Genomic DNA, 16,559 nt, shown 5'->3' with positions numbered 1-16,559 from the left:
GGAGATGGCTGCCTACGCGCGATTCGATCTCAACTTCAGAGCGCAGATGCGGATGATGGGCAGTGCCTTCTGGACATCTCCGGTGCGATCCCGGCTGATCCTTCTGGCCTGCGGTCTGCTGACCATCATTCTCGTGACAGCCTATGGGCAGGTGAGGCTGAACGAATGGAACGCGCCCTTCTACAATTCGCTGGAGCGGCGCGACCTTAACGCCTTCATTCACCAGTTGGAAGTCTTCACCATCATTGCCGGGTGCCTGCTGCTTCTCAACGTCTTCCAGACATGGCTGAACCAGATGACCGCGCTGAACATGCGCGAAGGGCTGGCGAAAGACATGGTGGAGCAGTGGCTGAAGCCCGGCCGCGCCGCCAAGCTTGCAAGCTTCGGCACCATTTCCATCAACCCCGACCAGCGTCTGCATGAAGATGTGCGCAACCTTGCCGAAAGCAGCACCGCACTTGCCATCGGTCTCGTCAATGCCACGATTATTCTCGTCAGCTTCATTGGCGTGCTTTGGGGGCTTTCGGCGGGCTTTGCCATCGAGATCGGCGGCAAGATGGTGGCGATCCCGGGCTATATGGTCTGGGCGGCACTTCTTTATGCGGGATCGGCCTCGCTGCTTTCCAACATTGTCGGCTACCGGCTGGTGCCGCTGAATGCCGAGCGCTATTCCAAGGAAGCGGAGCTTCGCTTCTCATTGATGCGGGCGAGCGAAAATCTGACGGCCATCACCCTTTCACGCGGCGAGAAGAACGAGCGTCACCGCATTCGCCAGGATATCGACGCGGTGCTGGTCGTCATTCGCGGGCTCGCCATGGGGCTGACGCATCTGACATGGGTGTCTGCCGGTTATGGCTGGCTTGCCATCGTCGCGCCGATCCTGATTGCCGCACCCGTTTATTTCTCCGGCAACCTGACGTTTGGCGGGCTGATGATGGCGGTGGGCGCCTTCAACCAGGTGAATGTGGCGCTGCGCTGGTACATCGACAATTTCGGCCCGATCGCCAGCTGGAAGGCGACGCTGCAACGCGTGTCGATCTTCCGCAACGCGCTGATCCAGATGGACAGCGTCGAGAGGCACGAAAACGCCATCGACCTCGAACGTTCCGCGACCGATGTCGTGCGGTTTTCATCCGTCGAAATCAGTCCTGAAGCGGGAGGCAAGGAGATGGCGCGCAGCTTCAGGCTGCGCGAAGCTCCTGTCGAGATCGCCATTGGCGACCGTGTGGTGATCGACGGAGACCAGGGCGTGAACCGACGGCTGTTCTTTGCGGCGATTGCCGGGCTCTGGCCCTGGGGGCGCGGCAAGATCACCATGCCGCCGCGCGACGAGACGCTGTTCATTGCTCAGCACGGCTATATGCCGGCGGCGCCATTGCGCGAAATTCTCTCCTATCCGCGTGCGCCGCAAAAGTTCACGGAAGAAGAATTTCTGGCCGCGATGGAAGCCTGCGGCCTCGGCCACATCATTCCGCGGATGAACGACAATATTCGCTGGGACCAGAAGTTCGATTCCGACGAGCAGGCCTGTATTCGGGTGGCCAATGCGCTTCTCTTAAAGCCGCGCTGGCTGTTCATCGACGATCTGCTGGAAGGTCTGGAGAAGCATACGATCGACCGGCTGGTAGGGGTGCTAAGCGGCATGAAGGACACCGCCGTGGTCTATATCGGTCGTTCGGATGCGGTGATGCAGGTGCTGTCACCACGTGTTCTGCATCTCGAGCTGGTTACGAGCGCGCCAGCTGGATAGCGTGCGTGTCTTCCATGACCACCGGTGAGCGGATTTCGATCCGCTCTCCTTTCATCGTCTGTGTTTCGAAACGAAGCATAAAGGGCGCCGTCACCGCAATCGAGACGATGGCCAGCAGAGCGACCACGATCAGGCGGTCGTAATGCCTCTGTTTGATGTCATTCCCACTCCAGTCATATGCCATTTTCGAGCCTCGCCCTGCATCTGGAAGTATATGAAATTAACCTAATAAATTAAGAGACTGAGCCGTTATAGTTAACGAAGCATTACCGAAGCTTGGTAATTTGTTGTGTTGTGGTTTTTTGACTGTGTTTGACGTGACTTGTTGTTGATGAGGGCGAGCCTCGAAAGCCTTGTTCCTGTTTCAATCGACATGCTGGAAATGAAGACCAGCCAAGACGAAATCGCTCTTTTCCAATGGTCGGTGAATAGGCTATCGCGACACCGGGAGGTGCGCGATCAAGAGGTATGCTGATGGACAACCAACCACCCTCCGATATGGAACTGACCCTTCGCACGCTGGCCATGCCGGCTGACGCCAATCCCGCCGGTGATATTTTTGGCGGATGGGTGATGTCGCAGATGGACCTTGCCGCCTTCGTGCGCGCCAATGACGTGGCGGGCGGCCGCACGGTCACCGTTGCCGTCAACGAAATCGTCTTCAAGAAGCCGGTGAAGATCGGCGACACGCTGTGTGTCTACACTCGCATCGAAAAGGTGGGGCGCACATCGATCACGCTGAAGATCGAAGCCTGGACGCGCCACTATTCGCAACATTCCCGCGACAAGGTGACGGAGGCCGTGTTCATCATGGTGGCGGTGGACGATGCGGGCAACCCGCGGCCGGTGAAGGGGTGAGGGGGCGATACACTCTCCTGCGTCATTCTCGGGCCTTGAGCCGAGAATCCATATCCTTGAGAGTCCGTCGTGCGGGTGGACGAGCGCCGAATTGCGGTTAAGTCTTTGAAAAGGTGGATCCTCGGGTCAAGCCCGAGGATGACGGCAGTGGGTGGGGCAGAGACGGCGCGCAACAGGCCAGCTCGTAGATGTGGCCCAGATCCGTGTCGCGTCTTGGGGTGTGCCGCGGTTCCGCTGAGAGCATCCGCTACCCGGCGCACGTCACCGGACAGCCGATTGGTTTAGAACTTTACGCCGAGGCCGAGGCGGACACCGTGCTGGTCGATGTCTGAGTTCAGCAGTGGGCCGGCGTCGTAGTCGAAATTCTGGTCGCCGAAATTGGTGTAGCGATATTCGACGCGACCGAAGATCATGTCGGTGAAGGCGTAATCGACGCCGGCGCCGACGGTGAAGCCGTAGAAGTTTTCCTTCTGGGTACCGGCACCTGGCACCGTCAGGTAGCCGCGGCCGATGGCCCAGCCGGCCGTGCCATAGACCAAAGCGCGATCAACCGCGTAGCCGACCTTGCCGCGGACCGAGCCCTGCCAATCGAAGCCGTATTCGTAAAAATCGGGTGCGAGAACCGTGAGCTTGCCGCCGCCCAGGTTGCCTTCGAAATCACCTTCGACGCCTGCGATCCAGTTGTTGGAGAACTGATAATTGTAACCGGCAAAACCGCCGATCAGGCCGTCGTCGAAATTAGCATTCACCGTGCCGACCGGGGCGATGCTCAGAATATCGTTCTTGTTCCAGCCATATCCAACCTGAATACCCGCGTTGAAGCCGCTCCAGGAGAAGGAAGAGTTGTCGAGGGCAACCGGCGCTGCGGGAACGTCCGAGACGGCGTCCGCGGCAATTGCGGAAGTTGCGGCAAGAATAAAAGCGGCGGCGGCAAAGACAGTGGTTTTCATCGGAAGCACTCTGAGGTTCAATGGCGCTATCGATAGCCTATTGGCGGCAAAATGCTGTAACTCCGAAGCAACAACAGAAACATCTTGCGGCCTGCAGCTTGGAGCGCGGTGGCGTGCCACTCCGCTCTTTTCAGGGCTACAGCATCGGCGCGAAAATCGGGCTCGATTTTCGCAAAGGCACGATGCGCCGATTCAAAACGGTAAAGCGTTCCGGCGATACCGGGCGTCTGTCCCTTCATGGCCCATGGGCTTCACGCTCGCGACTGGATGCCCTGCTGCATATGGTTCAGCGTGTTGTAGAGACCGGTGCCGTGTCGCAGCCGGCGTTGCTCGGCCATCTCGTCGCGCGCGTCCCCTTCCTTTCGGTCTTCCTCGCGCTCAGCAAAAGGGCGGATATCGAAATCATCGGCGATGGACATGGCCTTCTTGGCGGTGACGTCATAGAGATCGACGCTGATCACCGTGCAGTTTTGCGAGGTGGTCTCATCGATCAGGGCCTGGATCTCCTCCGCCTTATAGAGGCGCACCGGCATTTCCAGAAGAACCGTATCGCCATCGCGCCAGCGGGTGGCAATCAGCAGCATTTCGTCTTTTCCGATGATGTAGCCAGGCGTGGTCATGGGGGATGATCCTCATCGTCGCTGTCTTCTCAGGGGCCGGGTTACTCCCCTTAAAGCGAGTTCACCTGTCGGGCACAGATCCATTTCTACTATTATACTAGTATTTACGTCAACAAGAAAACTAGTAACTGCGGGAACAAAGAGAGAATCAGTTTGCAGATGGCTGACTGGTCAAACGGACCGTGGCTGTGACGATCGGTGTCGGATTGGCGGCGAGGTGATCCTTGCCAGCAGGCTTACATGTTGATGATCGAGCGGCGGACGCGGCCGACGATGATGGGGTCGTTGTCCGGGAAGATCGGTTCGTGCTGCGGATTGGTGGAGACGGGCTCGAAGCGCATGGGGCCGGAGCGGTAGCGCTTATAGGTGGCGTTGCCTTCCACGTCCGAAATGACGTAGCAGCCATTGGGAACGAGGTTGCGATCGTTGCGATCGACAAAGATGATGGAGTCGGGCGGGGAGATCCTGTCCATGGAATCGCCGCTGACTTTCAAGGCAATCCAGTCTCCCGAGGCCGGTAAATCCGCCACGCGGATGAGGCCAAGGGCTTCGTCGGCGATGTCATCGCGGATCATGGCGCCGGCGCTGACCCAGGCGAGATAGGGCACGATCAGGGTGGGAACGCCTTCGGCATCCGGCGTGTAGGATGGGTCTAGTTCGTGGACGCTGACGCCGAGCGCCTGGGCAAGGGCGGGAAGTTCAGTGGTCTTTTCAGTCAAGCCAGTCTCGAGCTGCGAGATGAGCTGCTGGCTCACACCCGACAGTTCCGCAACTTTCGCCTGCGAAAGATTTTTGATCTTCCTGATCGATTTCAGATTTTCGCCAATAATTCCCATGGCTTAGTTTCTACCAGAACACTTGTGGAAACGCACACAAGGAAACTAGTTGACGGATGTCCCAATTTTTACTAGTTTCCTTGTATGAACAAATTTCGTCATCACATCGCACCGGGCGCTGAGGCCGATGGCTTCCGGGTCGGACCCGGCTTGGCAGGGAGCGGCTTCAAGCCGTTCGTTTGCCGGTCAAGGGTGGCGGCCCGAGAGGTCTGCGCCAAAGGGGCTGTCGCGGTTGAGACGGTGTCTGTCTTGCGAATGGCGGGGGATGGGTTTGTCCCTCGTCTGGACCTGCGCCCCGATGTCTTTGGCGAGCGGCAGGCAGCGAAGCGGAGGACCGATGCGTCCTTCGCCGCGCTGGCCGCTCCCGGCATCGGGGCGAGGCAAAGGCGGGCTTTGACCTTCAAGGAGGATCGGCACGCATGAGTTCTGTCCGTATCGAAGCATCCGCGCAGGCGCGCCGCGCCGCGTTTCAGACACGCTATATCGGCTGCCGCGAATGCCGGCGCCCGCTTTCTATCGAACACCAGATCGAGCGGTTCTGCGACAGGTGCGGAACGGTGACGCCGGTCGAAATCCGGGAAGGAAAGAATGATGACTGATGTTCTGGACAGACCCGGCTTCGCCGTGGCGCGCTGGAAGGCGGTTGCCGAATATCGAAGCCAGGCCGGTATCGTCGATGTCGAACACGCGATCGAGGAACTGGACGAGCTGCACGACCTGATCGAGCGCGGGCCGGATTGGAATACGCTGGTCAAGATCACCGTGACCTTTGCCCGCCCGGTTTGCGAGTTGCTGACCATCGAGGAGGCCGCGCGGCTATGACCCAATGCAACAGCAACATGCAGCCCGTGGCAACCGATGATGATGAGGATGTGAGCCTCGATTTCGAGGCTTTCGAGGCCGAGCTTCTTTGCGAGGTCAACCGCATCAATGGCGAGCGACTGGCGGCCTGATGGCTGCAGTGTTTGCCCCATGACTGAGTTCGAGATTTCGGCGGTTCTGCCGCTGGATCGAAGGTTTTGATCGCGTCTCCTCCCTGGCGATCAAAAACGGGCTGACGGCTTGTCCTCCCGGGCCGTCAGCCCAACCATCCAATCCTTGAAGCCTTTGCCGTCTCGAGAAGACGGTTCGAGGCGTTTGTCGGGAAAAATCGAGCGCGGAGCGCCGGCCTTTCGGCCCGAAAACTCTCAGCCGTACCCTGAAGGTGCGGCCGATATCACCATTGCCAATACCACGTGCCTTAAGTCTGCGCCTGCGGTTCAGACGACAGGCGAACTTTGCCGCCTGATGGCGAGGAAGCGGGAACACGCATGAGCAAGGCACTGACACTTTTTCGCTCCGGCTATGACACGGCCGAGATCGCCTACATTCTGGGGCGCACGGAAGCGGATGTTTACAATGAGCTTGCGCGGCTTCGCGAAGAAAGCCGGGCGGCGAATGTGGCGGTGATCAAGTATCACCCGGCCAAGGATGCCTGGGGCACGCCGCCGATGCGCGCGGAGAATGCCAATGGCTAACCTGCCTTTCATGCCGTTCTGGACCGATGCCTATCTGGCCGACACGGTGCATCTGACCACCGAGCAGCATGGCGCCTATCTGCTGCTGCTCTTCCAGGCGTGGCGCTCCCCCGATTGTTCGCTGGCCGATGATGATGAACTTCTGGCGCTGCAGGCCAAGGTTTCGCCGGCCAAGTGGCGGGCGATGAAGCCGGTGGTGATGGCGTTCTGGAAGCTCGACAAGCGGCGGAAAAAATGGGTGCAGAAGCGGCTGCGGATCGAGCGCGAAAAGGCCATGGAGCGCAAGGCGAAAGCCAGAGATAGCGCCGTAACCCGCTGGAAAAGCGAGAAAAAAGGCGATGCGAAGGCATTGCCAAAGCACAGCGAAGGCTCTGCTTCCAGAGTCACACCCATAGAAGAAAAATCTGGCGATTTTTCCAAAGGCGCTCGCGCGTCGAAAAAATCATCCCGCGATTTGTTGATGGAGGCGTTTCAGGATGTTTGACCTCATTGCCAAGGATCAGTTCGACCGGCTGCCGGAGCGGTATCGTGAGCGTGCACGGCAGATTGCCCTGCGGGTGCAGGAAATCGACCGGCTGCTTGCGCCTGCCGCGCCGGAGACCATTCGCGATACGGCGCTTCGGCTGATCGGCCAGTTTCGCCCGCAGCCGGGCGTGGATGTGGCGGCGTTTGGCCGCGAGTTTCGCGGTGTCTGCGCCGATCTGCCGGAATGGACGGTGTGCGAGGCGGCCAATGATTTCATCGCCGGGCGGGTTGCCAACCATACCGGCCAGTTCGTGCCTACCTGTGCGGAGTTCGGCAAGCAGGCCAGAGCCATTATCGCGCCTTTCCATGCCGAACGCTGTGCGCTGCGCATCGAGGCCTCGCGGCTGTTCGACCGTGCGGCGGATGAGAAACGGCGGGCGATGATTGCCATCGAGCGGGCTGATCCTGCGGTGAAGGCGCGGGTGAGGGCGATTGTGGCGGAGGCGCGCGCAGGCGCCCCGGCGAGGGTCGGGTTCCTGCATGGCTCTCTCGATCCGCAGGTGCAGGCGACGCTGGATGCGATGAAGAAGACGCCGCAGCACCCTTCCAAGATTTCAAAGACACGCATCGGCAAGGACGACAGACGATGAGCCTCTATCCTCAGACACAGCTGAATTTCACCCTGATCCAGACCAACCGCGTGGACGGCTTCATGCGGCTTGTCAGCCCGCTGGAATACCGCGCGCGTGACAGCATGGCGGACGCGGCGCGTCACCTTCTTGAGAAATACCCCGACGCCACGCTGCATCTGGTGCGCAGCGATGTGCGGGCGCGCTGGCTGGTCAGGATCCGGATGGAGATGGTGGTGCATTTTCGCGATGCGCTGGGCAAGACCTACCCGCAGATCGCCCGCTTCATGCGCCGCGACCACACCTCCATTCTGCATCTCTACCGCAAGGCGAAGGCGCAAGCTTTGGAGGGCGGGGCGTGACCGGCGCATTTCCAGAGGCGATCCACCAGGCAAAGGCGGCGGCATCGCAACGTAAGAAGCGGGAAACGGCGATCCACCGGATTCTCGACCAGTATCAGCAAGGCCGCGGTGCATCGGCCTGCATGGACGACATCAAGCGCATCCTGGCGCGCGATTAACAACGGAAAAGGACCAGCAGCATGACCAGCAAGGCCGAAAAACTGAAGCAGAAGCGCGGACGGCGCAAGGTGATCAATGTGGCGCGTGAGCCGAATGGTCGTATCTCAAGATCCGGCCGTGCCCATGCGCCGGCAGACAGCGTGGCGCTGAAGGCGCGGGCAAGCCGCATGGGCGTGACGGTCGAAGAAGCGCGTGATCCACGGGCAGCAACCTATATCGGCACGCTGAACATGCTCGGCAAACGCGATGGTCTGAGCGACGACCAGTATGAAGGCGCGGTGCGGTTTCTGGAACTGCGCCAATCCTACATGATGGCGATCAAGGCGCCGGATGGCGAGCGCGACAAAAGTGAGCGCAGCACGCCCTCCCAGACGATCAGCGAGGATTACGAGAAATGGTGCAAGGCGGTGATTGCCCGCTATGACGACTGCCGCAAGACCATCCAGACCGCACAGAACGAGCTTCGCCAAAACCTTTGGGCGGCGCTGGATTTCTGCGTGATCAAGGGAGAGCGGCAGCACCATATGCTTGGGGATCTGCGCGTGGTGTGCAATGTGCTGGCGCGGTTTTTTGGGGTGTGATGGAGGGGGAGAAGGGGCGTTCGCGGCTGGTGCGCCGCCGCGATATTTGCAGGCCTTATGCTCCTGGGCTAGGCCTGAAACTTCATGGCGTAAGTGATAGAGGGATGGTCGGGTCAAGCCCGACCATCATGGCGGCGGAGTTTTGACCATGGCGAGGTCGTCCGTCGCCTTACTGGCTCACGCTGCTTTCGCGACTGGCTGCGATCATTCATCGCTGACCAAGGGCCACGACTCAATCGGAGCCTCCGCAGTTCGGACGTCTTTATAGGTCGAGCTGATCTTGTTCAGCACCGCCTCATCATCCGAATCGATCTCATAGAAAGTGCTGTCAACGGCCCGGATGATCACCCACCGTTTGTCTGAACGGGTGGGTTCCAAGCCGACAAACTCTCCCCAGATAACTTGCAGGGTCTTCTCAGCTAAGGCGGCCAAATCAAAGCCCGAAAGCTGGACATCGTCCTGCGCCAAACGCTCAAGCTGTTCGCCCCCTTCACCGGTAGCCTCAAACCACTCGTGCCCCGATGTGGACGACTTGACTGTCGAGACGACCCAGCGTCCTTGTAAAGAACGGGGTGCTAAGAGCCGCAGCAAGTCTTTGAGATCAAGGGCAAGGACGTGTTGGTTGAGGTCATAGACCCTGAGTGTCGTCATGGTATCCCCCCGCGCCCCAACGTCGCATTGGTAGAAATACTCTGTCAACCGGGCCAAAGCGGCGCGGCGTGCTGGCGGCTCTTCGCGCGATTGACCAAGTCGCTTCGCTCTTCGAGCCGTTGATCAAGGACCGCCAATGGCGGACAGGACAGGACGAAAATTGGCTTTTATATTTTTTTGCCCGGAGCGATTTTATCGTTTGACTTTTCTTCCCGAAACAGCGATAAGTGACATGTCTTCATATTCGAAGAATTGTATTTGGGAGCGGCCTTCGGGTCGCTTTTTGCGTTTTTGGATTGCCTCCCTGGCAGCGGTTTTCTGCTGTCTTCTTTGAAAATCTTGGGGTTACCGCAGGAAGCCGTTCGTGAGAACTCGGATCCACGCAAGCTCCCTACGGTTAATTAGATATATTTAATTGGGGCAAGACTACCTTTCATATTTTCGTGCGTCGGTTGCGAAAATCACGTCCGATCTGACTGGGCCTTTTGTTTCCCCGCTGCCACCAATTTCAAATATTGCGATGTGCGCGGAATCTACGAAGTTGCGCGAGAACGTTTCTGCTTTATCCGCCACCGCAACTGCGGATGTCACGAAATACGGTAGGTTGCGCGGTAATACCTTGTTTCTACAATTCTTTGCTACGTTTTGTAGTACGTAATCAGGCACGTTGCCTATTTCAGCGATCTTAGACACAGCATATCCTGTAACCTTGACGCGCTCATATGGGGGACGAGCTTTCCCCACCCACGGCAAGTCTACGCTAAATTGATAAACCTGATCCTCAACCTCGTCTTTAGGTCTTGTAACGGTCGAAATCTTCATAGCCTTCAGCGCATTTTGTTCTCTGATATCATTCTCGCAGATTTCGAAGAGTTCGCCGTTCACACCCTCATGATAAATCCTACCTGGTTGAATTGTTCCAGGAATCACCAGCGCAGTAGAAATCGCGCCAGGTCCTAAAGCCTGAGCCGCAGCAGTGCTTCTTATTATTGGATTTTTAGTTAGAAACACATTTTTACTAGTGCAGCCCACAACTAAGATTGCAGTTGCTATGATGCTAAAGATAGAATTGATGTTCATGTTGAATCCCCCGAAATAACGTATCGAGATTTTACTGATTCTCCTGACGCGTCAACTGATCGCTATGCATCTTTTATCTAAAGTTAACTCAGCTATTTTTACATTCTCAAGTAATTTTAAAAAATATAGTCTTTACAATCTCTTAGGTTGTGTCAAGCGAAATTTTCGCGCATAAAGCCGAGCGGATTCGTTGAGTCAAAACTTCATTACAGGACCTGTGACACGTTAATGCAGAGAACGACTTCCCATGAAAACACCACGGCCATTGACCCCGAGGCAGCAGGCCTTTGTTGAGGAATATCTGGTCGATCTGAACGCCACTCAGGCTGCGATCCGGGCGGGGTATAGCCGCTCGACCCCCACGAAGACGTCATGGAAGCTTATGCAGAATGCCGAGATCAGGGCTGCGATCGACAAGGCGAAGCTCGAGCGTTCGAAGCGCACGCAAATCCACGCGGACTGGTTGCTGTCGCGGCTGGCCGAAGAGGCGCTGGCGGATATTGCCGATCTTTATGATGAGAATGGCGGGCTGAAGCCGGTCGATCAGTGGCCGTTGATCTGGCGGCAGGGGCTGGTTGCGGCGGTTGAGGTCAAGGAATTGTTCGAAGGGCGTGGCGAGAGCCGCGAGGCGATCGGGCGGGTGTCTCAGGTGAAGCTTAGCGACCGGATCAAGCGGCTGGAACTGATCGGCAAGCATATCGATGTGCAGGCGTTTCGCGAGAAGGTCGAGGTCGAGGTCAGCGGGTCGCTGGCCGAAAGGTTGGCGCGGGCCAAGGCGCGGGTTTTGGAGTGACGGGTTTTGTTGTCGCTGTTGATTTGACGGCACCGGTCGGTCGGGGTGTTGGCGGGCGGCGTCTGCGTCGAAATGCGTTGTCTGTGGCTCCGTTGCACGACGCTTTTTGACTTTCGGGCCTCGTGACCTTGGATAGGGTCTTGGAACGACAGTTGAGAACAGCCCCTTTGGTCGAAGGCGGAAAACCTCTCGGAGTCATCCTCGCTCTTGAGGCGAGGATCCATCTTTTCACGCGCTTAAGAGTGCGGCTCATGGATCCTCGGGTCGAGCCCGAGGATGACGGAGGAGGAGAGGTTTGAGCTCATCGCAACGTCGTGCGGAGGTGATAAGTGACAGAGTGTCCGGCTGAATGTGACTGAATATCCAGCTCAACCGCCGTGCGTCCTATTGGACGCACAAAGGACGCTTTGCCTTTTTTGAATCTAGACGACGCTGTAGCGGATTATTCGCGCCGTGTGATCGGAAAGATTGCGACCCGCTTCAATCGGGTAAGTGCGCGCCGATTATGACATTCAATTCCAGACATTGCAGGCTTTGCCGGGAGATCGTTCATGGGCAATGCCAAGCAGGCGAGCAAGGGCCGTGTGGATGCCGATCTCGATGCAGAGATTATCGAGGCGGCGGCGCGGTTTCAGTATGATCCGCAAGGCTGGGCGCGGTTTGCGTGGGATTGGGGTGAGGGCGAGCTTGACGGTATCGCGGGGCCGCGGGATTGGCAGGCGGATATCAATGACGAGATCCGTCAGCATCTGAACAGCGAGAACCGCTACCAGCCATTGCAGATTGCGGTGGCGAGCGGCCACGGGATCGGCAAATCGGCGCAGATGGGAATGATGGCCAACTGGGCCATGTCGTGTTTTGCCGATTGCAAGATCGTCGTGACCGCCAATACCGAGACGCAGTTGCGCACCAAGACATCGCCGGAAGTGGGCAAGTGGTTCCGCTCCTCGATCACCAGCCACTGGTTCGAGACGCAGGCCATGTCGATCAAGTCGCGCGATCGGGGACACGCGGATTTGTGGCGGCTGGATTTCGTCGCTTGGTCTGCCAACAATACCGAGGCTTTTGCCGGTTTGCACAACAAGGACCGGATTATCGTTCTGATGTTCGATGAGGCGTCGAAGATTACCGACAGTGTTTGGGAAGTGGCCGAAGGCGCGCTGACCGACGAGAACACCATCGTCATCTGGATCGTGTTTGGCAATCCGACGCAGAATACCGGGCGGTTTCGCGAGTGTTTCCGCCGGCATCGCCGGCGCTGGATCAGGCGGCAGATCGACAGCCGCACGGTGCCCGGTACCAACAAGAAGAAACTTGCCGAATGGGTCAGCGACTACGGCGAGGACAGCGATTTCGTCAAAGTGCGAGTGCGCGGCATGTTTCCATCGACATCGGCAAAGCAGTTCATTTCCACCGAGGATGTGGATGCTGCCCAGAAGGTGCATCTTCGCAAGGAGCAATATGATTTCGCGCCGAAGATCATCGGCGTCGATCCGGCCTGGACGGGTGACGACGAGCTGGTGATCTATCTGCGCCAGGGGCTCTATGCCCGACTTTTGATGACCATGCCGAAGAACGACAACGACATTCTGGTGGCAAACCATGTGGCGCGCTTCGAGGATGAGTTGCAGGCCGATGCGGTGTTCATCGATCTTGGCCATGGCACCGGCATCTATTCCGCCGGCGTGACGCTGGGGCGCACATGGCAGCTCGTCAGCTTTGCCGAAAAGAGCATCGATCGCGGCTGTCTCAACAAGCGTGCCGAAATGTGGAAGGGCATGCGCGACTGGCTGAAACAGGGCGGCGCGCTCGATGCGCGCGACGACATTCTCTATCACGACCTGATCGGGCCTGAGCTTGTGGCCCGCGTGGATGGCAAGCTGCAGATCGAGAGCAAGGAAGACATGAAGGCGCGGGGGCTTCCTTCTCCCAACCGTGCGGATGCGCTTGGACTGACCTTTGCCCGGCCTGTCGTTCCTAAGGGGCGGGGGGATGAGCGGTATAATCATAGCCGGGAGACCGGGTATGGTGATGGTGGGGATGGGTATAATCCGTTTGGGTGATGTGTGCGCCATCTGATGCGCTGTGATGTCCGGCGGTAGGAATGATGGAGGCGACCCCTTTTACGTTCTGGATCTGCCGTTCATCCCCCTCTGCCCTGCCGGGCATCTCCCCCTCAAGGGTGGAGATCGGCAAGAGGCGCTCTTCGCGTTTCACATCTGACCGTAGTTTGGGCCAAGACGGTGCAACACTCCGATCTCCCCACTTGAGGGGGAGATGCCCGGCAGGGCAGAGGGGGGTCTTCCACCCAACTCATTGTTCTCATGAAATTTAAGCCGAACGACCCGCACTGCGGGGCTGGCTCTGTCTGTCTTCAATTCGAGGTTTTGCGATGTGTGTTTTCAAGTCTCCCAAGGTGGCGAAGCCGGAGGATCCGAAGTTGCCGATCGAGTATGCGGCGCAGCGCGAGCCGGACAGTCAGACGGTGAATGGGGCCGGGCGCCGCACGCGGGATCGGTTGCGGGCGGCGACGTCGACGATGTTGACCGGGGTTCAGGGCGTGGGTGCGCTGGATACGAGCGGCAAGAAAAACCTGTTGGGAGGCTGATATGGCCGATACGATCCGCGAACGGCATGAGCGGCGCCTGAAGGCGTTGCAGAAGGAGCGCAACCCCTATGAGGCGCAGTGGCAGGAGCTGAACGATTTCATCGTTCCCGGTCGCTACCGCAAGGGGGATGCCCGTGACCCGAAGGGGATCAACGGCAACAAGAAGATCATCGACAATTCGCCGAAGCTTGCCCATCGCGTGGCGCAATCGGGTATGCAGGCTGGGCTGACGTCTCCCACGCGGCCCTGGATGCGCTACAGCATTACGGACAAGGACCTGCGCGAATTCGGGCCTGTCAAAGACTATCTCTATGAGGCGACACGCCGGGCGCGTGAGCGGCTGGCCGTCTCGAATATATATAATTGTCTTCATTCCGGTTATGGCGACGAGCTTCTGTTCGGGCAGTTCTGCCTGATCCTGACGCGTGCCGGGCGCCGCCTGCACGGCATCTTGCCGCCGGTCGGGCAATATTGGCTGGCGCAGAGCCAGTATGGCATGCGGGTCGATACCTGTTATCGGCGCGTGTGGATGACGGTGGAACAGATCGTCGGGCGCTGGGTGGCAAAGCCCAATTCCCGCGATATGGACTGGTCGAACGTGTCCTCCACCATCAAGAACCTCTGGGATCGGGGCAATTACGACGAGGTGGTAGAGGTGTTCAACGCCATCGAGCCACGTTCCGCCCGCGATCCCGCCCGCCCGACCAAGGCGAACAAGCCTTTCATGTCCAACTATTGGGAAGCGGGCCAGGACCGCGACAAGATGCTGGAAGTGAGCGGCTTCGATCGCAATCCGCTGATTGCGCCGCGCTGGGATGTGGTGGGCGAAGACGTCTATGCCGCGACTTGTCCCGGTATGGATGCACTGCCGGATGTGAAGATGCTGCAGACCGAACAGCGCTGGAAGGGCATGGGCATCGAGCATCAGGTGCGCCCGCCGCTGGTGGCGCCGACGTCGCTTCGCAACAAGCGCAATTCCTCGCTGCCCGGCACCGTGACTTTCGTGGACGAGCAGAGTGTTGGCACGGCAGCCTATCGCCGCGCTTTCGAGGTGAATGTGCCGCTGGGCGATCTGGCGGCCGATATCGATGAGGCGAAGCGCCGGGTGGACCGGGCCTTTTACGCCGATCTCTTCATGGCGATCAGCACCATGGAGGGCGTGCAGCCGCGCAACCAGTTCGAGTTGACGCAGCGCAAGGAAGAACAGCTTCAGCAGTTGGGACCGACGGTGGAGCGACAGCATCACGAGTTGATCCAGCCCTTGGCGGACTGGGTGTTCTATCAGCTAGACGATGACGACGAGCTGCCGGACGCGCCGCAGGATCTGCAGGGCGAGGAGCTGAATGTCGACAATATCTCGACGCTCTACCAGGCGCAGCTTGCGGTTTCGACCGGCTCTATCGAGCGCATGGTGAGTTTCGTCGGCAATCTTGCCGGTGCGCGACCTGACGCGGTGGACAAGCTCGATGTCGATCAGGCGATCGATGAATATGGCGATGCGATCGGTGTTGTTTCCACCATCGTGCGTTCCGACGACAAGGTGAAGGCGATCCGTGACGAGCGGGCACAGCAGCAACAGGCCGCGCAAGCGACGGAAGCCGCCGCCAAGCTGGCGCCTGCACTGCGCGATGGCGCGCAGGCGGCACAGGCGCTTTCCGCCACCGACGATAATGGCGGGCCGGTGGAACTGCTGCGCAAGCTTGGGATTGCCGGATGACAGCCAAAACAGTGCAGGAACAGGCGCTCGATCTCGCAACCGAGTTCGTGCTGGCGGAGCCGCGTGCGCGCGAATTTCTCTGGTGGGTGCTTTGCCAGTGCAACGTCTATGGCGCGCCGCATGTGGTGAATGGCGAGACCGGCATTCACATCGGTCGCCGGATCATCGGCGTCACCATCATCGACCAGCTGAACCAGATCAAACCCACCGCCTATGCCGAGATGATGATCGAGGCCCACAGACGCGCGGAAAAGCGCAAGAGGGAAGAGCATGCTGAGACAGTGGATGAATAGCGCCGCCTTTGCGCCGGAAGGCCATACCGATTGGGGCGCTGCCCCGGATCATGGCGGCAATGCCAACGCCAATGAGAGCGCCGATGCGACGCTTCTGAACGGGGCGGCGGAGCCGCTTGTTGCCGGTCAGAATGGGGCAGGGCGAGAGCGTGGCGAAGGGCAGGGCGACAAGCTTGTCTCCGAGCCGGGCGACCCCGCCGATCTGGTGCCGGAGAATGGCGAATACGACATCAAGCTCGATGGCGGCATCGAACTCGACCGGGCGCTGCTGGACCGCGCCTCCCCGGTGATGAAGGAGCTTGGCCTGACGAATGGCCAGGCGAGCCGTCTGGCCAGCGTGATCGCCGAGCAGCGCAAGCTTGAATATGACGCGCTGAGCGAGCGCCACCAGAAGATTACCTCCGACTGGCAGCAGGAAATCCGCGCCGACCGGGACTTTGGCGGCGACAATCTGGCAACCAGCCTCAACAACGCAAACCGCGTGATCGCGACGTTCGGAGACGATGCTCTCCGCCGCGATCTCGTCGAAATCGGGATTGGCAACCATCCCGGACTTTTCCGGCTATTGGCCCGTGTCGGCAACGCTCTCAGTGATGACAAGCCCGCATCGTCGGAAACCGCAGCAGCCCCTCCGACCTCGCCCGAACAGGCGATGTATGGAGCGACAACATCAACGACACGAGGTTAACA

24 protein-coding genes are annotated in these 16,559 nt (G+C 58.9%); 17 read left to right on the top strand and 7 right to left on the bottom strand.

From position 1 onward, the window contains the following. Positions 1–4: 4 nt before the first annotated feature. Positions 5–1,750: an ABC transporter ATP-binding protein/permease gene (locus EYC79_RS13690; RefSeq protein ID WP_130978355.1), complete on the top strand. Its 1,746-nt coding sequence runs from the start codon at positions 5–7 to the stop codon at positions 1,748–1,750. On the opposite strand, the gene EYC79_RS13685 is transcribed toward EYC79_RS13690, so the two are convergent. Continuing rightward, positions 1,728–1,934 carry a hypothetical protein gene (locus EYC79_RS13685; RefSeq protein WP_062427850.1) on the bottom strand — a complete coding sequence of 69 codons (207 nt, stop codon included), beginning with the start codon at positions 1,932–1,934 and terminating at the stop codon, positions 1,728–1,730. The genes EYC79_RS13690 and EYC79_RS13685 overlap by 23 nt on opposite strands. A gap of 290 nt (positions 1,935–2,224) precedes the next feature. On the opposite strand from EYC79_RS13685, the gene EYC79_RS13680 reads away from it, so the two are divergent. Continuing rightward, a complete protein-coding gene (locus tag EYC79_RS13680) occupies positions 2,225–2,608 on the top strand; it encodes an acyl-CoA thioesterase (protein ID WP_062427977.1) in 384 nt (127 codons plus the stop codon). 281 nt (positions 2,609–2,889) lie between these two features. On the opposite strand, the gene EYC79_RS13675 is transcribed toward EYC79_RS13680, so the two are convergent. The 4 genes from EYC79_RS13675 to EYC79_RS13660 all read right to left on the bottom strand — a co-directional run bounded on the left by EYC79_RS13675 (position 2,890) and on the right by EYC79_RS13660 (position 5,014). Further along, positions 2,890–3,558, bottom strand: coding sequence for an outer membrane protein (locus EYC79_RS13675; RefSeq protein WP_130978354.1), 669 nt, complete (start codon positions 3,556–3,558; stop codon positions 2,890–2,892). Between the two features lie 26 nt (positions 3,559–3,584). Beyond that, the gene (locus EYC79_RS13670) at positions 3,585–3,797 is read right to left on the bottom strand and encodes a hypothetical protein (protein ID WP_130978353.1); all 213 of its coding nucleotides are present in this window, start codon (positions 3,795–3,797) and stop codon (positions 3,585–3,587) included. Between the two features lie 12 nt (positions 3,798–3,809). Further along, positions 3,810–4,178, bottom strand: coding sequence for a hypothetical protein (locus tag EYC79_RS13665; RefSeq protein WP_130978352.1), 369 nt, complete (start codon positions 4,176–4,178; stop codon positions 3,810–3,812). 236 nt (positions 4,179–4,414) lie between these two features. Beyond that, positions 4,415–5,014: an XRE family transcriptional regulator gene (locus EYC79_RS13660; protein ID WP_062427854.1), complete on the bottom strand. Its 600-nt coding sequence runs from the start codon at positions 5,012–5,014 to the stop codon at positions 4,415–4,417. A gap of 419 nt (positions 5,015–5,433) precedes the next feature. Between EYC79_RS13660 and EYC79_RS13655 the strand changes: the two genes are divergently transcribed. The 9 genes from EYC79_RS13655 to EYC79_RS13625 all read left to right on the top strand — a co-directional run bounded on the left by EYC79_RS13655 (position 5,434) and on the right by EYC79_RS13625 (position 8,727). Next, positions 5,434–5,613, top strand: coding sequence for a hypothetical protein (locus tag EYC79_RS13655; protein ID WP_112358602.1), 180 nt, complete (start codon positions 5,434–5,436; stop codon positions 5,611–5,613). Further along, positions 5,606–5,836: a hypothetical protein gene (locus EYC79_RS13650; protein ID WP_130978351.1), complete on the top strand. Its 231-nt coding sequence runs from the start codon at positions 5,606–5,608 to the stop codon at positions 5,834–5,836. Before EYC79_RS13655 ends, EYC79_RS13650 begins: the two co-directional genes overlap by 8 nt. After that, positions 5,833–5,967: a hypothetical protein gene (locus EYC79_RS23920; protein ID WP_280956476.1), complete on the top strand. Its 135-nt coding sequence runs from the start codon at positions 5,833–5,835 to the stop codon at positions 5,965–5,967. Before EYC79_RS13650 ends, EYC79_RS23920 begins: the two co-directional genes overlap by 4 nt. Positions 5,968–6,324: 357 nt before the next feature. Beyond that, entirely contained in the window at positions 6,325–6,531 is a 207-nt protein-coding gene (locus tag EYC79_RS13645; protein ID WP_113227624.1) for a hypothetical protein, read from the top strand. After that, positions 6,485–7,015, top strand: a complete 531-nt coding sequence (locus EYC79_RS13640) for a DUF1376 domain-containing protein (protein ID WP_130978350.1) — start codon at positions 6,485–6,487, stop codon at positions 7,013–7,015. Before EYC79_RS13645 ends, EYC79_RS13640 begins: the two co-directional genes overlap by 47 nt. After that, positions 7,008–7,646, top strand: coding sequence for a hypothetical protein (locus tag EYC79_RS13635; RefSeq protein ID WP_130978349.1), 639 nt, complete (start codon positions 7,008–7,010; stop codon positions 7,644–7,646). The genes EYC79_RS13640 and EYC79_RS13635 overlap by 8 nt, the downstream gene beginning before the upstream one ends. Continuing rightward, on the top strand, positions 7,643–7,987 hold the full coding sequence (locus EYC79_RS13630) for a hypothetical protein (protein ID WP_130978348.1): 345 nt from the start codon (positions 7,643–7,645) through the stop codon (positions 7,985–7,987). The genes EYC79_RS13635 and EYC79_RS13630 overlap by 4 nt, the downstream gene beginning before the upstream one ends. Next, on the top strand, positions 7,984–8,145 hold the full coding sequence (locus tag EYC79_RS23465; protein WP_165457035.1) for a hypothetical protein: 162 nt from the start codon (positions 7,984–7,986) through the stop codon (positions 8,143–8,145). Before EYC79_RS13630 ends, EYC79_RS23465 begins: the two co-directional genes overlap by 4 nt. Before the next feature lie 21 nt (positions 8,146–8,166). Further along, positions 8,167–8,727: a hypothetical protein gene (locus EYC79_RS13625; protein WP_130978347.1), complete on the top strand. Its 561-nt coding sequence runs from the start codon at positions 8,167–8,169 to the stop codon at positions 8,725–8,727. 204 nt (positions 8,728–8,931) lie between these two features. On the opposite strand, the gene EYC79_RS13620 is transcribed toward EYC79_RS13625, so the two are convergent. Together EYC79_RS13620 and EYC79_RS13615 are read right to left on the bottom strand one after the other, a co-directional pair. Continuing rightward, complete coding sequence (locus EYC79_RS13620) at positions 8,932–9,378, bottom strand: hypothetical protein (protein ID WP_130978346.1); 447 nt, start codon at positions 9,376–9,378, stop codon at positions 8,932–8,934. A gap of 426 nt (positions 9,379–9,804) precedes the next feature. Further along, positions 9,805–10,458 (bottom strand): hypothetical protein, encoded by a 654-nt coding sequence (locus tag EYC79_RS13615; protein WP_130978345.1) that lies wholly within the window; start codon positions 10,456–10,458, stop codon positions 9,805–9,807. 247 nt (positions 10,459–10,705) lie between these two features. Here EYC79_RS13615 and EYC79_RS13610 point away from each other — a divergent pair, with 247 nt between their 5' ends. The 6 genes from EYC79_RS13610 to EYC79_RS13580 all read left to right on the top strand — a co-directional run bounded on the left by EYC79_RS13610 (position 10,706) and on the right by EYC79_RS13580 (position 16,557). Further along, on the top strand, positions 10,706–11,251 hold the full coding sequence (locus EYC79_RS13610) for a terminase small subunit (RefSeq protein WP_130978344.1): 546 nt from the start codon (positions 10,706–10,708) through the stop codon (positions 11,249–11,251). Between the two features lie 551 nt (positions 11,252–11,802). Further along, complete coding sequence (locus EYC79_RS13605) at positions 11,803–13,314, top strand: terminase (protein WP_205654393.1); 1,512 nt, start codon at positions 11,803–11,805, stop codon at positions 13,312–13,314. A gap of 329 nt (positions 13,315–13,643) precedes the next feature. After that, positions 13,644–13,859: a hypothetical protein gene (locus tag EYC79_RS13595; RefSeq protein WP_112358593.1), complete on the top strand. Its 216-nt coding sequence runs from the start codon at positions 13,644–13,646 to the stop codon at positions 13,857–13,859. Between the two features lies 1 nt (position 13,860). Then, the gene (locus EYC79_RS13590) at positions 13,861–15,576 is read left to right on the top strand and encodes a portal protein (protein WP_112358592.1); all 1,716 of its coding nucleotides are present in this window, start codon (positions 13,861–13,863) and stop codon (positions 15,574–15,576) included. After that, positions 15,573–15,869 carry a hypothetical protein gene (locus EYC79_RS13585; protein WP_130978343.1) on the top strand — a complete coding sequence of 99 codons (297 nt, stop codon included), beginning with the start codon at positions 15,573–15,575 and terminating at the stop codon, positions 15,867–15,869. The genes EYC79_RS13590 and EYC79_RS13585 overlap by 4 nt, the downstream gene beginning before the upstream one ends. Continuing rightward, positions 15,847–16,557, top strand: coding sequence for a hypothetical protein (locus tag EYC79_RS13580; protein ID WP_130978342.1), 711 nt, complete (start codon positions 15,847–15,849; stop codon positions 16,555–16,557). The genes EYC79_RS13585 and EYC79_RS13580 overlap by 23 nt, the downstream gene beginning before the upstream one ends. Positions 16,558–16,559: the final 2 nt, after the last annotated feature.

The organism is Agrobacterium cavarae (genome assembly GCF_004310285.1).
In the GTDB taxonomy this organism is placed as follows: Bacteria; Pseudomonadota; Alphaproteobacteria; order Rhizobiales; family Rhizobiaceae; genus Agrobacterium; species Agrobacterium cavarae.
Note: the sequence above shows the minus strand (reverse complement) of the source record. Positions and strands in the feature narration are given on the sequence as shown.

Coding starts and splice junctions, on each gene's coding strand:
- EYC79_RS13590 (WP_112358592.1), top strand. CDS start 13,861: ATGGCCGATACGATCCGCGAACGGCATGAGCGGCGCCTGAAGGCGTTG.
- EYC79_RS23920 (WP_280956476.1), top strand. CDS start 5,833: ATGACCCAATGCAACAGCAACATGCAGCCCGTGGCAACCGATGATGAT.
- EYC79_RS13625 (WP_130978347.1), top strand. CDS start 8,167: ATGACCAGCAAGGCCGAAAAACTGAAGCAGAAGCGCGGACGGCGCAAG.
- EYC79_RS13655 (WP_112358602.1), top strand. CDS start 5,434: ATGAGTTCTGTCCGTATCGAAGCATCCGCGCAGGCGCGCCGCGCCGCG.
- EYC79_RS13665 (WP_130978352.1), bottom strand. CDS start 4,178: ATGACCACGCCTGGCTACATCATCGGAAAAGACGAAATGCTGCTGATT.
- EYC79_RS13680 (WP_062427977.1), top strand. CDS start 2,225: ATGGACAACCAACCACCCTCCGATATGGAACTGACCCTTCGCACGCTG.
- EYC79_RS13615 (WP_130978345.1), bottom strand. CDS start 10,458: ATGAACATCAATTCTATCTTTAGCATCATAGCAACTGCAATCTTAGTT.
- EYC79_RS13685 (WP_062427850.1), bottom strand. CDS start 1,934: ATGGCATATGACTGGAGTGGGAATGACATCAAACAGAGGCATTACGAC.
- EYC79_RS13605 (WP_205654393.1), top strand. CDS start 11,803: ATGGGCAATGCCAAGCAGGCGAGCAAGGGCCGTGTGGATGCCGATCTC.
- EYC79_RS13620 (WP_130978346.1), bottom strand. CDS start 9,378: ATGACGACACTCAGGGTCTATGACCTCAACCAACACGTCCTTGCCCTT.
- EYC79_RS13630 (WP_130978348.1), top strand. CDS start 7,643: ATGAGCCTCTATCCTCAGACACAGCTGAATTTCACCCTGATCCAGACC.
- EYC79_RS13660 (WP_062427854.1), bottom strand. CDS start 5,014: ATGGGAATTATTGGCGAAAATCTGAAATCGATCAGGAAGATCAAAAAT.
- EYC79_RS13635 (WP_130978349.1), top strand. CDS start 7,008: ATGTTTGACCTCATTGCCAAGGATCAGTTCGACCGGCTGCCGGAGCGG.
- EYC79_RS13690 (WP_130978355.1), top strand. CDS start 5: ATGGCTGCCTACGCGCGATTCGATCTCAACTTCAGAGCGCAGATGCGG.
- EYC79_RS13585 (WP_130978343.1), top strand. CDS start 15,573: ATGACAGCCAAAACAGTGCAGGAACAGGCGCTCGATCTCGCAACCGAG.
- EYC79_RS13595 (WP_112358593.1), top strand. CDS start 13,644: ATGTGTGTTTTCAAGTCTCCCAAGGTGGCGAAGCCGGAGGATCCGAAG.
- EYC79_RS13650 (WP_130978351.1), top strand. CDS start 5,606: ATGACTGATGTTCTGGACAGACCCGGCTTCGCCGTGGCGCGCTGGAAG.
- EYC79_RS13610 (WP_130978344.1), top strand. CDS start 10,706: ATGAAAACACCACGGCCATTGACCCCGAGGCAGCAGGCCTTTGTTGAG.
- EYC79_RS13645 (WP_113227624.1), top strand. CDS start 6,325: ATGAGCAAGGCACTGACACTTTTTCGCTCCGGCTATGACACGGCCGAG.
- EYC79_RS13670 (WP_130978353.1), bottom strand. CDS start 3,797: ATGAAGGGACAGACGCCCGGTATCGCCGGAACGCTTTACCGTTTTGAA.
- EYC79_RS13640 (WP_130978350.1), top strand. CDS start 6,485: ATGCCTGGGGCACGCCGCCGATGCGCGCGGAGAATGCCAATGGCTAAC.
- EYC79_RS13580 (WP_130978342.1), top strand. CDS start 15,847: ATGCTGAGACAGTGGATGAATAGCGCCGCCTTTGCGCCGGAAGGCCAT.
- EYC79_RS13675 (WP_130978354.1), bottom strand. CDS start 3,558: ATGAAAACCACTGTCTTTGCCGCCGCCGCTTTTATTCTTGCCGCAACT.